This window comes from Rhizobium leguminosarum bv. trifolii WSM2297 (assembly GCF_000271845.1).
The window spans coordinates 3,690,296-3,704,641 of sequence record NZ_JH719395.1 but is presented as its reverse complement, the minus strand read 5'-3'; the positions used below and the strand labels follow the sequence as shown (position 1 = coordinate 3,704,641).

At 61.5% G+C, this 14,346-nt stretch carries 12 protein-coding genes; 5 read left to right on the top strand and 7 right to left on the bottom strand.

Features of this window, described 5'->3' with window-relative positions; translation table 11 throughout:
* Positions 1–10 precede the first annotated feature (10 nt).
* From RLEG4DRAFT_RS33050 to RLEG4DRAFT_RS33020, 7 genes are all read right to left on the bottom strand, one after another.
* Positions 11–2,461, bottom strand: a complete 2,451-nt coding sequence (locus tag RLEG4DRAFT_RS33050) for a GcvT family protein (RefSeq protein ID WP_003583370.1) — start codon at positions 2,459–2,461, stop codon at positions 11–13.
* The gene (locus RLEG4DRAFT_RS33045; protein WP_003583369.1) at positions 2,462–3,337 is read right to left on the bottom strand and encodes a phosphotransferase; all 876 of its coding nucleotides are present in this window, start codon (positions 3,335–3,337) and stop codon (positions 2,462–2,464) included.
* A 156-nt stretch (positions 3,338–3,493) separates the two neighbouring features.
* Positions 3,494–4,570, bottom strand: a complete 1,077-nt coding sequence (locus tag RLEG4DRAFT_RS33040) for an ABC transporter ATP-binding protein (protein WP_003583368.1) — start codon at positions 4,568–4,570, stop codon at positions 3,494–3,496.
* Between the two features lie 31 nt (positions 4,571–4,601).
* Positions 4,602–5,699, bottom strand: a complete 1,098-nt coding sequence (locus RLEG4DRAFT_RS33035; protein WP_171898257.1) for a Gfo/Idh/MocA family protein — start codon at positions 5,697–5,699, stop codon at positions 4,602–4,604.
* Positions 5,699–6,586: a carbohydrate ABC transporter permease gene (locus RLEG4DRAFT_RS33030; protein ID WP_003583363.1), complete on the bottom strand. Its 888-nt coding sequence runs from the start codon at positions 6,584–6,586 to the stop codon at positions 5,699–5,701. Before RLEG4DRAFT_RS33030 ends, RLEG4DRAFT_RS33035 begins: the two co-directional genes overlap by 1 nt.
* Positions 6,579–7,538: a carbohydrate ABC transporter permease gene (locus RLEG4DRAFT_RS33025; RefSeq protein ID WP_003583361.1), complete on the bottom strand. Its 960-nt coding sequence runs from the start codon at positions 7,536–7,538 to the stop codon at positions 6,579–6,581. The genes RLEG4DRAFT_RS33030 and RLEG4DRAFT_RS33025 overlap by 8 nt, the downstream gene beginning before the upstream one ends.
* A 6-nt stretch (positions 7,539–7,544) precedes the next feature.
* Positions 7,545–8,831: an ABC transporter substrate-binding protein gene (locus RLEG4DRAFT_RS33020; RefSeq protein WP_003583359.1), complete on the bottom strand. Its 1,287-nt coding sequence runs from the start codon at positions 8,829–8,831 to the stop codon at positions 7,545–7,547.
* A 204-nt stretch (positions 8,832–9,035) separates the two neighbouring features.
* Here RLEG4DRAFT_RS33020 and RLEG4DRAFT_RS33015 point away from each other — a divergent pair, with 204 nt between their 5' ends.
* The 5 genes from RLEG4DRAFT_RS33015 (at position 9,036) to RLEG4DRAFT_RS32995 (ending at position 14,341) form a co-directional block, all read left to right on the top strand.
* Positions 9,036–9,713: a TetR/AcrR family transcriptional regulator gene (locus RLEG4DRAFT_RS33015; RefSeq protein ID WP_003583357.1), complete on the top strand. Its 678-nt coding sequence runs from the start codon at positions 9,036–9,038 to the stop codon at positions 9,711–9,713.
* Between the two features lie 130 nt (positions 9,714–9,843).
* Positions 9,844–10,992 (top strand): Gfo/Idh/MocA family protein, encoded by a 1,149-nt coding sequence (locus RLEG4DRAFT_RS33010; protein WP_003571303.1) that lies wholly within the window; start codon positions 9,844–9,846, stop codon positions 10,990–10,992.
* A gap of 3 nt (positions 10,993–10,995) precedes the next feature.
* Positions 10,996–12,159, top strand: a complete 1,164-nt coding sequence (locus RLEG4DRAFT_RS33005) for a dihydrodipicolinate synthase family protein (protein WP_003583353.1) — start codon at positions 10,996–10,998, stop codon at positions 12,157–12,159.
* 31 nt (positions 12,160–12,190) lie between these two features.
* Complete coding sequence (locus tag RLEG4DRAFT_RS33000; RefSeq protein WP_003583351.1) at positions 12,191–13,021, top strand: sugar phosphate isomerase/epimerase family protein; 831 nt, start codon at positions 12,191–12,193, stop codon at positions 13,019–13,021.
* A 42-nt stretch (positions 13,022–13,063) separates the two neighbouring features.
* The gene (locus RLEG4DRAFT_RS32995) at positions 13,064–14,341 is read left to right on the top strand and encodes a Gfo/Idh/MocA family protein (RefSeq protein ID WP_003583350.1); all 1,278 of its coding nucleotides are present in this window, start codon (positions 13,064–13,066) and stop codon (positions 14,339–14,341) included.
* The last annotated feature ends 5 nt before the right edge of the window (positions 14,342–14,346 follow it).

Here is a 14,346-nt window from a genome sequence, read left to right as displayed (position 1 = left end):
CACCGGATGGTCACGCCTTCACCCGCTTCATATCCGGATCATAAAGCGGCGCCAGCGACACCTTGCAAGGGATGCGCTCCCGCGCAACATCGAGCTCATAGGTGCCGGAGAGGACGAACTCCTCGGTCACCCCGCCGGGATCGCGGACATAGCCGTAGCCGATCGGTTTGCCCAGCGTGTAGCCGAAGCCGCCGCTTGAGAGCCAGCCGACGCGTTTGCCGTTGCGATAGATCGTTTCGCGGCCGAGCAGCACGGCATCGGGGTCGTCGGGAACGAAGCAGGCCAAGCGCTTTTTCACGCCGCCCGACAGCTGCCGCTTGATCGCCTCGCGGCCGCGGAAGGGAATGTTCTTGCGTGTTTTCACCGCCCAGCCGAGGCCGGCTTCAACGGGCGTATGGTCGGGACCGATATCGGATCCCCAGGCGCGATAGCCTTTTTCCAGGCGGCAGCTCTCGATGGCGCGGTAGCCGGCATTGACGAGGCCGAACTCGCCGCCTGATGCCATCAGCAGGTCGTAGACGGTGGTCGCATATTCCACGGGAATATGCAGTTCGTAGCCGAGTTCGCCGACATAGGTGATACGCAGCGCCCGCACCGGGCAACCTGCGATACCGATGGTTCTGACCTGACCGAAGGGGAAGGCCGCATTCGAGACGTCGCTGCTTGTCACCTTTTCCAGCACGGCGCGCGCATTCGGCCCCATCAGCGACAGCACGGAATAAGCGGAGGTGACGTCGACCAGTTCGGCATGCATCTCCGCCGGAATATTGCGTGCGATCCAGTTGAAGTCGTGGGTGGCGAAACCGGTGCCGGTGACGATGTAATATTCGTCCTCGGCGATGCGGGCGACCGTCAGGTCGCATTCGATGCCGCCCTTGTCGTTCAGCATCTGCGTGTAGATCAGTGATCCCGCAGGCCTTGCGACATCGTTGGAAGCGATCCAGGAGAGTGCTGCCTCGGCATCCCTGCCCTTCAGCACGAATTTGGCGAAAGAGGTCTGGTCGAAGATGACGGCCGCCTCGCGCACTGCCTTGTGCTCGCGGCCGACGGCGTCGAACCAGTTCTGCCTGGTGTAGCTGTAAATATCCCTCGGTTCCTCGTTGGCGAAGAGATCGGCAAACCAGTTTGGCCGCTCCCAGCCGAGCTTTTCGCCGAAACAGGCGCCCTGCGCCTTCAGCCGGTCGTAGAGCGGCGATTTGCGGCAGGGGCGTCCGCTCGCATGTTCCTCGAACGGCCAGGCCATGGTGTAATGTTTGCCATAGGCTTCGAGTGTGCGGGTGCGCACCCAGTCGGTATCGAAATGCGGGCGCTCGAAACGGCGGATATCGACCGGCCAGAGATCATAGGGCGGTTCGCCCTTCGTCACCCATTCGGCAAGCGCCATGCCGGCGCCGCCGGCCGAAGCGATGCCGAAGGCGTTGAAACCGGCGCCGACGAAGAAATTCTTCAGCTCCGGCGCCTCGCCGAGAATGAAATTACCATCCGGGGTGAAGCTTTCCGGGCCGTTCAGCAACTGCTTGACGCCGACATTTTCCAGCGCCGGAACGCGGCCGAGCGCCTGCTCCATGATCTGCTCGAAATGGTCGAAATTGCTGTCCAGCAGGGTGTAGTGGAAACCCTCGGGAATGCCTTTCTCCGCCCAGGCAACGGGGTTCGGCTCATAACCACCCATGACGATGCCGCCGACCTCCTCCTTGTAATAGGTCAGGCGATCGGGATCGCGCAGCGTCGGCAGGTTGGAGGGAACGCCGAAGGATTCGGTGATGATATATTGATGCTCGACCGAGACCAGTGGCACGTTGACGCCGAAGCGGGCGGCAAAAGCGCGCGTCCACTGGCCGGCGCAGACGACGACGCGCTCGCATTCGATGCGGCCTTGCGCGGTGACGACAGCCCTGATCCTTCCCTTGTCGATTTCGAGGTCGAGGACTTCGGTATCCTCGAAAATCGAGACACCGGACAAACGCGCGCCTTTGGCCAGCGCCTGGGTGATGTCGGAAGGGTTGGCCTGGCCGTCTGTCGGAAGGAAGGCGGCGCCGACGAGATCATCTATTGTCATCAGCGGCCAGAGGTCGAAGGCTTCCTGCGGTGTCAGCAATTGCATTTCGAGGCCGAAGGACTGGGCGGTGGTCGCCTGGCGTTTGACCTCCGTCCAGCGCTCCTCGTTGCAGGCAAGGCGCAGGCCGCCATTCATCTTCCAGCCGGTGCCGAGGCCGGTTTCTTCCTCCAGCCGCTTGTAGAGATCGACGGAGTAGCCGAGAAGCTGGGTGATGTTGGCGCTGGTGCGTAGCTGGCCGACCAGGCCGGCGGCGTGGAAGGTGGTGCCGGATGTCAGCTTCCTGCGCTCCAGCAGCACCGTATCGCTCCAGCCGAGCTTGCCGAGATGATAGGCTGTCGAGCAGCCGATGATGCCGCCGCCGATGACCACGGCCTTTGCCGTCTTCGGTAATTCCCTCGTCATTTATCGATCCTGTTCAAAAGCTTGATAGGCGCGTTCGAAACGCGCGAGATTTTCGGCCGTATAGGCGGCGTAATCGAAATCGATGGTGGAATGGATCTCCGAAATCATGCTCCACAGCGTCTCGCGCAGCAGCGAGGCGCATTTCATCGCGGTGTAGCGTCGGCTGAGATCATCGGTCAGCGGCCGGTCGAAATAAGTTTCCAGCATCATTTGCTCGGCCGCTTCCGAGAGTTCGTTGTTGGAGGCCAATCCACCGAGATCGAATAGCGGCGTGTTGAAACCGGCATAGTCCCAGTCGATCAGCCAGAGCCGCTTGCCGTCATCGAGAAAGTTGGCGGCCAGCAGATCGTTGTGGCCGAAGGCGATTTCGAACGGGCCTGCCGCTTGCTCCAGCGTCTCGGCCTTGGCGAGCAGCGCCGGTAGCAGGGCGAGATAGGGGCTCGCCGAGCTCTTCAGGCTGGCGGCGTAATCACGGATGACGTGGAAGACCCAAAAGATCATCGCCTGGCCGCGGAAATGCCGGGCGATGTCGCGGTGGCAGGCGCGGACCAGCGGAACGACGCGAGCCAGCATTTCCGGCGTCCTGATATCCTCCGGCGAAAGCGCTCGTGCCTCGATATAGTCGAGCACCAGCACACCCGGCGAATGGTGGATGACGGCAGGCGATATGCCGGCGGCATGCGCCGCACGGCTTGCTGCAAGCTCGTTCTGCCGGTTGATGTGATGGATCGGAATGTCGGTGCCGAGTCTGACCACGCAGCGCGCGACGGCATCGCTGACCAGATAGTTCCGGTTGGTGATGCCGCCGGTTATCGGCGAAATCTCGATCGGGCCCTGCCAGATGCCGAGCGCATGAATCCTATCTTCAGGCGTCATGCTTATCCCCCCAAGAGCATGATGCCGAAAACTGTCAGCGGTTTTCGGACGACTTCATGCTCTAACTATTTCATCTAGAACAGGATTCATCCTGTTCTAGTGGCCCCTCCCGAAATGATGGGCCAGAGGAGGATCGGCTGTCAAGCAGAGGCGCGGTCAGATCGTCTTGCCGGCGGCGTCGAAGACGTGACAGCGGACCGGATCGAAGAAGGTCTTCACATTGGTGCCGCGCTCGACCTTCTGCTGGCCGTCGAGCGCAACGGTCAGGAGCTGGTTATCCGGCGTCGTGGTGTAGAGCATGGTGGCGCCGCCGAGATTTTCGACGAGGTCGACATTGACGGTCGACAGCGTGATGGCGCCCTCGGCCAGCGAAAGATGCTCGGGACGGATGCCGAAGGTGACCTCCTGGCCGGCTTCGCCGTTCAGCCGGCGCGGCAGGTGGACGGAATTGCCGCAGACATGGATGCTGGTCTCCGTCTCGCCGACCTGCTCGATGCGGGCCTTGAGGAAATTCATCTTCGGGCTGCCGATGAAGCCGGCGACGAAACGGTTGGCCGGGTTGTTGTAGAGATCGAGCGGCGCGCCGACCTGCTCGATGCGGCCGGAATTCAACACCACGATCTTGTCGGCCATCGTCATGGCTTCGACCTGGTCATGGGTAACATAGATCATCGTATTGCCGAGGCTGCGGTGCAGGCGGGAGATCTCGACGCGCATCTGCACGCGCAGTTCGGCATCGAGGTTCGACAGCGGCTCGTCGAAGAGGAAGATGCGCGGCTCGCGCACGATGGCGCGGCCGATCGCGACACGCTGGCGCTGGCCGCCGGAGAGCGCCTTCGGCTTGCGCTCCAACAGCTTCTCGATCTGCAGGATCTCGGCGGCGCGCTTCACCTTCGGCTGGATATCGGCCTTCTTGTAACCCGCCGTCTCCAGGCCGAAGGCGAGGTTCTTGTAGACCGACATATGCGGATAGAGCGCATAGGACTGGAAGACCATGGCAATGCCGCGCTTGGCGGGCGCCACCTCGTTCATGCGCTCGCTGTCGAGCAGCAGCGCGCCGCCCGATATCTCCTCGAGACCGGCGATCATGCGCAGCAGGGTCGATTTTCCGCAGCCGGAGGGGCCGACGAAAACGACGAATTCGCCGGGATCGATCGTCAGGTCGATGCCATGGATCACATCCATCGCGCCGTAGCGCTTCTCGACCTTCTGAAGAACGACACTGGTTGCCATCTTCCCAAAACCCTCTCGTTATATTTATCGGTTACTTCGTTCTTGCGCGCCAATCGGCGTATTTCGGACTGTCCGGACCGACCGGCAGCGGCACTTCGGCGCCGCTATCGGAAGACTGGTAGATGGCGGTCACAAGTTCCAGTGCGCGGCGGGCATCCACCGTCGTTACCGGCAGCGGCCCGTCGCCGCTGAGGAAGGCGTGGAACTGGCCCATCTGGGTGGTGAAACGCGGCGCGACCGGCTGCCAGTCGGCAATCACCCGGTCAATCTTCTCCCGCACGTCGTCATTGGCAGCGATGATCTTCCAAGGATCCTTGCCGGGCGTGTAGGGCTCGTGGCTGCTTTCGAAAGTCACATTCTCGAAGTGCAGCCGCAGCCGGCTCAATTGTTCCTGCGAACCAAGCGTGCAGGACAGCGAAACAAAAGCGCCGTTTTCCATCAGCAGGCTGGCGGAGGCGCAATCCTCGACCTCGATATCGTTGACGCGGGTGGCGACCCGGCCGAACACCCTTGCTGCCGGGCCCATCAGATGCATCATCATGTCGTGCAGATGCAGCGCATGGGTGACGAGCACACCGCCGAGTTCCGTCGCCCATTTGCCGCGCCAAGGCACGGCGTAATATTCCGGCTTGCGCAGCCAGAAGGTTTCGACCGACGCCGTATAGGCTTTGCCGGCAATCCCGGCATCGATGATCCGCTTGGCCTTCTGGATACCGTCGCCGTAGCGATATTGGAAGATCGGCATCAGCACACCGGGGGCGGCTTTTTCCGCTGCCATGATGGTATCGACGCCGGCAAGCGAGCCGGTCAGCGGCTTTTCGCAAACGACATGTTTGCCGGCGGCGAGCGCTGCAACCACCTGCTCCAGATGGATGCCGGGCGGGGTGCAGATATCGATAATGTCGATCGTATCGTCGGCCAGCAGCTCGGCAAAGGACGTGGTGCGCCGTTCGATGCCGAACTCGTCGCCGACCGAAACCAGTCGCTCCTCGTTCAGGTCGCAGATCGCCACGACTTTGAACTTGTCGGAATGCGGCAGGTAACCCTCGACGATGTGGGAGCGGCCGATGCCGCAGCCGACGATCGCGACCGTCTTGACGTTCATGTCACTCTTTCCCATTGCCGCCATCAACGTTTCATGCCCGTCGTGGCGATGCCCTCGATCAGCAGGCGCTGGAAGAACAGGAAGAAGAAGAAGACCGGCACCAGCGTCAGGGTCGACATGGCGAATAGACCGCCCCAATCCGATGCGCTGGTGGAGTCGACGAAGGTCCGCAGGCCGAGCTGGATCGTGTAGGTGTTCATGTCGTTCAGATAGATCAGCGGACCGAAGAAATCGTCCCAGGTCCAGATGAAGGAGAAGATGGCGGCCGTCGCCAGCACCGGCAGCGACAGCGGCAGCATGATCTTCCAGTAAATGCGCCAGGCGCTGCAGCCGTCCATCATCGCCGCCTCGTCGAGTTCGCGCGGGATGCCGCGGAAGAATTGCACCATGAGGAAGATGAAGAAGGCATCGCTTGCCAGGAACTTCGGCACAACAAGCGGCAGGATGGTGTTCACCCAGCCCAGATCGAGGAAGAGCACATATTGCGGGATCAGCGTCACATGATAGGGGATCATCAACGTGCCGAGCATGATCGCGAACCAGAAGTTCCGGCCGACGAACCGCAGCCGCGCAAAGGCGAACGCCGTCAGCGAACAGGCGATGACATTGCCGGTCACCACCAGCAGCGAGATGACCAGCGAATTCCAGAAGAACCGGCCGAAGCTGACATCGAGGCCGACCCAGCCGCGCGCATAGGAGGAGAAATCGATCGACGACGGGATGAGCGAAGTCGACGAGAAGATCTCGGTTTCCGGCCTGACCGATGCCGAAAGCATCCACAACAGCGGATAGAGCATGAGCAGCGACGCGGCGATCAGCAGGGCATGGATGACGAGCGACGCCGGCAGGCTGCGTTTGGTGATATCCGATGGCGGCCTGGCCGCGGTGACGGAAGCGGTCATCTCAGTCATCGTAGTGCACCCAATAACGCGAGGTCAGGAAGGAAAAAGCGGTGAAAACGGCGATGATCAGCACCAGGATCCAGGCAAGAGCCGAAGCATAACCCATGCGGAAATTGCCGAAGGCTTCCTGGTAGAGATAGAGCGTGTAAAAGAGCGTCGAATTGATCGGACCGCCGGTGCCGCCTGAAATGATGAAGGCCGGCGTGAATGCCTTGAAGGCATCGATCGTCTGGACGACGGCGTTGAAGAAAATGACGGGTGTGAGCAGCGGCAGGGTGATCTTGTAGAACTGGCGGAATTTCGAGGCGCCGTCGAGACTTGCGGCCTCATACATATCCTGCGGGATCTGGCGCAGGCCGGCCAGGAAAATAATCATCGGCGAGCCGAACTGCCAGACGGACAGCGCCACCAGCGTGTAAATCGAATAGTTCGGATGCGAGATCCAGCTCGGACCTTCAATGCCAAAATGCGAGAGCGCGGCGTTGACGAGACCGTCACTGGCGAAAAGCTGACGCCAGAGCACGGCGATCGCCACGCTGCCGCCGAGCAACGACGGCAGATAAAAGATGGCGCGATAGATCGGCAGCCCGCGCAGGCCGCGGTTCAGCGCCATGGCGACCAGCAAGGCGAAGGTCAGTTTGAACGGCACCGAGAGGACCACGTAGGTCAGGGTAACGTGCATGGCGGCCGAGAATTTCGGATCCGCCGTGGCGATGCGCACGTAATTCGCAAAACCCACCCACCGCGGCGACTGGAGCATGTCGAAGTCGGTGAAGGAGAGATAGAGCGAAATCAGGGCCGGCCCGAGCGTCAGCCCGAAAAAGCCGACGAGCCATGGCAGAAGGAAGAGATAGCCGGGAGCATTGGCATTCCAGAGACGCTTGAAGCGTCCTTCGGCCACGGCCCCCTGATAGCTTTCCACGGATATGGCCCCTGCGGGCGTGCGCATCGCATTGCTCATACGGGATTAGCCTCGTGAGAGAATCTGCGTGATTTCCGTGACAAGCTGTTTGCCGCCATCGGAAGGAGATAGCTGTCCGAAGCCGACCTGTTCGGCGATGTTGCGCAGCATCAGCTCGCCTTCACCGGCGCCGGGCGGCGGCGGCGGCGGCAATTTGCCGGCGAGGTCGCCAAGGCCGCTGACATAGGCCAGCGCGACCTTGCCGTTCTCATCGAGCTTTGCCGCAACGACTTCGCGCATGGCAGCCGATTCCGGAATGCCGCGTTCGACATCCAGGAGCAGCACTGCCTCGGGGTTCTTGACGAAGAAGTTGATGTAATCAACCGCCAGGTCCACCGATTTCGACTGGGCCGAAACTGAGAAGAACATCGAAGGCTTGCGGTAGTGGCCGCCCTTGGAATCCGGCTTGACGCGCATGTAGTTGGTGAGCGCCAGCTTGTCCTTGTTCATGGCCTGATAGGCGACGAACTGATTGGAATGGGCAAAACCGGCCGCAGACTTGCCGAGCGACACCGTGTTGGTTTCGATATCGTTCTTGTCGAGAGCCTGGATATCGGCGGGAACGCAGGCGCCGGCTTCGCGGAACTTGGCCCACATGTCGTACCATTCCGATGCGTCCTCCACGGCGAAGCCAATCTTGCCGTCGGCGGTATAAAGCGCCTTGCCGCGCTGACGCAGCCAGTTCTCGAACAGCGGTTCAGCGCCGCTGCCGTCGGCGAGGCCGAACATGCCCTTGCGCTTGCCGGCCTTGGTGATCTCCGCACCCATGCGGGAGAATTCTTCCCAGGTGGTCGCCTGGGTCGGAAGATCGACGCCGGCTTCCTTGAAGGCAGTGGTGTTCAGGACCGTGGCGGCCGAATTCGCCCCGAGGCTGACGCCATAGAGATGACCGTCGACGCTGCCGCCTTCGATCTGCGCCTTGTCGAAATCGTCGAGGTTGAGCTTTGCCGGCATATAGGATTCGAGTGGCGCGAGTGCGCCGCGCCGCGCATATTGAACGATATAGCGATAGTCCATCTGGATGACGTCGGGCGCGTTGCGGCCGGCGACCTGGGTCGCAAGGCGCGGCCAGTAATCGCCCCAGCCGAGGAATTCGCCGGTAATCGTCGTGCCCGGATTCTTCGTCTGATAGAGCTGCGAGACCTTGTTGGTGCGGTCGGCGCGGGGCTGCGAGCCCCACCACAGAAGACGCAGGCGCGCTTCCTGTGCAAATGCGCTGGTTCCCAGCGCCGAGAGCGAAAGAAGCGTTGCTCCTCCCGCAACGAAATTACGTCTGCTTACACGTAGGCTCATTTTTTCCTCCTCCAAAGGGAAGCGCCTCCACACGCTTCCGAACCAGTCACACTTGCATAAATAACTAATTGGTTACAAGCTACGAGCAAAGCGGCAAGCGTGTCAAGCGGGGTATCGGTTCTTGCTGACCGCCCTTCTAAATTCGGTTTTTACAATTTCGCACCGAAGGCTTATGAGCAGCAACATGCGAGACGGAGGGGAACGATGAACGACAGCGGGGAAAACGGGGAGAAGAAAAAATCCAGGCGCCCATCTCAGGAACGCACGGCGCAGCGCGATCCGGAGCGGACACGCGCCGCGATCCTGGAAGCGGCCACCCGGGAGTTTGCCGAAAACGGCATGGGCGGGGCCCGCGTCGACGCCATTGCCGAGCGCGCCGGCACCAACAAACGCATGCTCTACCATTATTTCGGCGACAAGGAGCAGCTCTACCTCAGAGTGCTCGAAGAAGCCTATGTCGGCATCCGCACCGCCGAGCGCGCGCTGCATATCGGCGACCGCGGCCCGGAGGAAGGCATCGGCGAACTGGCGCTCTTCACCTGGCGTTATTTTCTTCAGCACCCGGAATTCCTCAGCCTGCTCGGCACGGAAAACCTGCATCGGGCCAGGTGGCTGCGCCAGTCCGTCCGGCTCAAGGAACTGCATTCGCATCTGATCGGCGAGCTTTCTCAAGTGCTTGAGCAGGGAAAGAAGCAGGGCGTCTTCGTCGAGACCGCCGATCCCCTGCACGTCTACCTGACAATCGCCTCGCTCGGCTATTTCTACCTTTCCAACCAGTACACGCTTTCGACGATCTTCGGCCGCGACCTGATCGAGCCGACCCATCTCAATGCCTGGGAAAGGCATATCGTCCACGTGACGCTGGCTTCGATCAAGCGCTGAATCCCGAAAGCAGGATTTGACTATTGACAGCCTCGCCGCTCTTCTGCCATCAAGTAACTGTTTAGTTACCGGCTTGGGAGGGCCGGGCCTGATGCCCGCTCCCGCCGCAAACGATTCCAGGGAGGAAAAAATGGCACGCTTGGGGATCATCTTGCACGGCGTTACCGGCCGCATGGGGTACAATCAGCACCTGGTGCGTTCGATCCTAGCCTTCCGCGACCAGGGCGGCATCACGCTGAAATCGGGTGAGAAGCTCGAAATCGACCCGATCATCGTCGGCCGCAACGGCGCCAAGATGGAAGAGCTGGCGAAGAAGCACGGCATCAAACGCTGGTCGACCGATCTCGATGCCGCTCTCGCCAATCCCGACGACACGATCTTCTTCGACGCCGGCACGACGCTGATGCGGGCCGAACTGTTGTCGAAGGCGCTCGACGCCGGCAAACATGTCTATTGCGAAAAGCCGATCTCCGACGATCTCCAGGTGGCACTTGACCTTGCCCGCAAGGCGCGGCGCTCCGGCCTCAAGCACGGGGTCGTGCAGGACAAGCTCTTTCTTCCCGGCCTGCGCAAGCTGGCGCTGCTCAGGGATTCCGGCTTCTTCGGCAAGATCCTCTCGGTGCGCGGCGAATTCGGCTACTGGGTTTTCGAGGGCGATTGGGGCGTGCCGGCCCAGCGCCCCTCCTGGAACTACCGCAAGGGCGACGGCGGCGGCATCATTCTCGATATGCTCTGCCACTGGCGCTATGTGCTCGACAATCTTTTCGGTGAAGTCAAAGCCGTCTCCTGCCTCGGCGCCACGCATATTCCGCGCCGCATCGATGAGCAGGGCAAGCCTTACGATTGCGACACTGACGATGCGGCCTATGCGACCTTCGAACTCGAAGGCGGTGCGATCGCGCAGATCAACTCCTCGTGGGCCGTTCGCGTGCGCCGCGACGATCTCGTCACCTTCCAGGTCGACGGCACGCATGGCTCGGCCGTCGCCGGTCTGACGAAATGCTGGAGCCAGCACCGCGTCAACACTCCGAAGCCGGTCTGGAACCCCGACCAGCCGCAAACGATCGACTTCTACAAGACCTGGGACGAGGTTCCGGACACGCAGGCCTTCGACAACGGCTTCAAGGCGCAGTGGGAAATGTTCATCCGCCATGTCGTCGAAGATGCGCCGTGGCCTTATGGCCTTGAAGCCGGCGCCAAGGGCGTGCAGCTTGCCGAACTCGGCCTGAAATCCTGGGCCGAACGCCGCTGGCTCGACGTTCCCGCACTGGAGTTCTGAGCCGTGACGACGATCAATCTCCCCCTCGACGGCAAGATCGCCCCCTATAGGCTGACCGGCACGCCGATCGAACTGAAGAAACGCGAGGCTAAAAGCTTCCCGCGCATCGCCTTTGCCGCCGCCCATGTGGTCGCCGATCCGCTTGCCGACAACGATCCCTGGCTGACGCCGGCGATCGACTGGGAGCGCACGCTCGCCTTCCGCCACCGGCTCTGGGATCTCGGCCTCGGCGTCGCCGAAGCGATGGATACGGCGCAGCGCGGCATGGGCCTCGGCTGGCCGGAAGCGCGCGACCTGATCCGTCGGGCGCTCAGTGAGGCGGCCGGTCGCAAGGACGCGCTGATCGCCTGCGGCGCCGGCACCGACCATCTGTCGCCCGGACCCGACGTGACGGTCGACACGATCCTCAGGGCCTATGAAGAGCAGATCGAAACGGTGGAGGCGGCCGGCGGCCGCATCATTCTGATGGCGAGCCGGGCGCTTGCCGTCGCCGCCAAGGGACCGGACGACTATGTCAGGGTCTATGACCGCATCCTGCGCCAGGTCAAAGAACCCGTCATCATCCACTGGCTCGGAGAAATGTTCGATCCGGCACTGGAAGGTTATTGGGGCAATGGCGACCATCTGAAGGCAATGGAAACCTGCCTGCAGGTGATCGAAGCCAACGCCGCCAAGGTCGACGGCATCAAGATCTCGCTTCTCTCCAAGGAGAAGGAAGTGACCATGCGCCGGCAACTGCCGAAAAGCGTGCGCATGTATACCGGCGACGACTTCAACTATGCCGAACTGATTGCCGGCGACGAAGAGGGGCATTCCGATGCGCTGCTCGGCATTTTCGACGCGATCGCGCCGGCAGCGTCCGCTGCGCTCGACGCGCTCGGCCGCAAGAGCAACCACGAATTCTTCGATCTGCTCGAGCCGACCGTGCCGCTGTCGCGCCACATCTTCAAGGCGCCGACGCGCTTCTACAAGACCGGCGTCGTCTTCCTCGCCTATCTCAATGGCCTGCAGGATCATTTCACCATGGTCGGCGGCCAGCAGAGCACCCGCTCGCTGACGCATTTGGCCGAACTCTTCCGGCTGGCCGACAAGGCGCGGGTTCTGGCCGATCCGGAACTCGCCACTAGCCGAATGAAACAGGTGCTCGCCGTCCACGGTGTTCACTGAACGACTGGCGCGGCACTGGGAGGAGAATGACATGCAGGTCGAAGGACTTTCGATCAATCTGGCGACGATCCGCGAACAATGCGGTTTTGCCGAAGCCGTCGATATCTGCCTGAAGCACGGCATTACCTCGATCGCGCCGTGGCGCGATCAGGTCGCCAAGGCCGGTCTCGACGAGGCGGTTCGGATCGTCAAATCGAACGGCATCAAGCTGACCGGTCTCTGCCGCGGCGGTTTCTTTCCGGCGGCAAACGATGCCGACTGGCAGAAGAACCTCGACGACAACCGGCGTGCGATCGACGAGGCGGCGGCGTTTTCCGCCGATTGCCTCGTGCTCGTCGTCGGTGGGCTGCCGGGCGCTTCGAGGGATATTGTCGCAGCGCGGCAGATGGTGTTCGACGGCATTGCCGCCGTGCTGCCGCATGCGCAGGCTGCCGGCGTCAAGCTTGCCATCGAGCCGCTGCATCCGATGTATGCCGCCGACCGGGCCTGCGTGAACACACTCGGCCAGGCGCTCGATATGTGCGAACCGCTCGGCGAGGATGTCGGCGTTGCAATCGACGTCTACCACGTCTGGTGGGATCCCGATCTTGCCAGCCAGATCGCCCGCGCCGGGCGGATGAAACGCATCTTTGCCCATCACATCTGCGACTGGCTGGTGCCGACCAAGGACATGCTGCTCGACCGCGGCATGATGGGCGATGGTGTCATCGACCTCAAAGGCATAAGACGGATGATCGAGTCCGCCGGCTTCTTCGGCGCCCAGGAGGTGGAGATCTTTTCGGCCGAGACCTGGTGGAAACGCCCGGCCGACGAGGTGATCGCCACCTGCGTCGAGCGCTTCAGAAGCTGCTGCCAGATCTGATTTTCAATATTCGTTTCATCACGCAGGCAGGAGAATCATTCGATGGAGAAACGCCGTTTTGCCCTGATCGGCACCGGAAACCGCGGCACCACCATGTGGGGCAAGGATCTGCTTGCCGGCTGGCGCGAACATGTCGACCTCACAGCGATCGTCGAGAAGAATTCACTGCGCGGCGAGCGCGCACGCAACATGATCGGCAGCAACGCGCCGCTTTATGACGACATCGATTCCATGCTCAGCGAGCAGAAACCGGATCTGGTCATCGTCTGCACGCCTGACCACACGCATGACGATATCGTCGTGCGGGCGCTCGAGGCCGGTATCGACGTCATCACCGAAAAGCCGATGACCACCTCCGTCGAGAAAATTCGCCGGATTCTCGATGCCGAAAAACGCACCGGCCGCCGCGTCGACGTCTCCTTCAACTATCGCTACGCGCCGACGGCTGCAAAGATCAAGGAGCTTCTGAACGCCGGCGAGATCGGCCGGGTGACCTCCGTCGATTTTCACTGGTATCTCAACACCAAACATGGCGCCGACTACTTCCGCCGCTGGCATGCCTATACGGAAAATTCCGGCAGCCTGTTCGTCCACAAGGCGACACATCATTTCGACCTGTTGAACTGGTATCTCGACAGCGATCCCGACGCCGTCAGCTCCTTCGCCGATTTGCAGAATTACGGCCGCAAAGGCCCGTTCCGCGGGCCGCGCTGCAAGCTCTGTCCGCACACGCATGAATGCGACTATTATCTCGACCTCGAAGCCGATCCCTTCCTCGATCAGCTCTATGAGGATCCCTCTGAGATTGACGGCTATGTCCGCGACGGCTGCGTCTTCCGCGAGGATATCGACATTCCCGATACGATGGTGGTCAACCTCCGCTACCGCAACAATGTCCACGTCTCCTATTCGCTGAATACCTTCCAGCCGATCGAAGGCCATCACCTCGCCTTCAACGGCACCAAGGGGCGCATCGAGCTTCGCCAATATGAGGCCCAGCCCTGGGAAGAGCCGAAGCAGGATACGATCCTGCTCATCCGCAATTTCCCGAACGACACGCAAGCGGTGGAACGCATCGTCGTTCCGCATTTCACCGGTGGCCATTACGGCGGCGACGACCGGATGCGCAACATGATCTTCAAGTCCGATATGGAAGACCGGCTCGCCCAGCGCGCCGGCACGCGGGCGGGCGCCATGTCCGTGCTTTGCGGCATTGCGGCGCTGACGAGCTCACGCACCGGCGAGGTGGTCAAGATTGCCGATCTGATGCCCGAGCTTGCCGATGACGGTTCGCCGAACTCGCTGAAGACACCAGCCTGATAGCG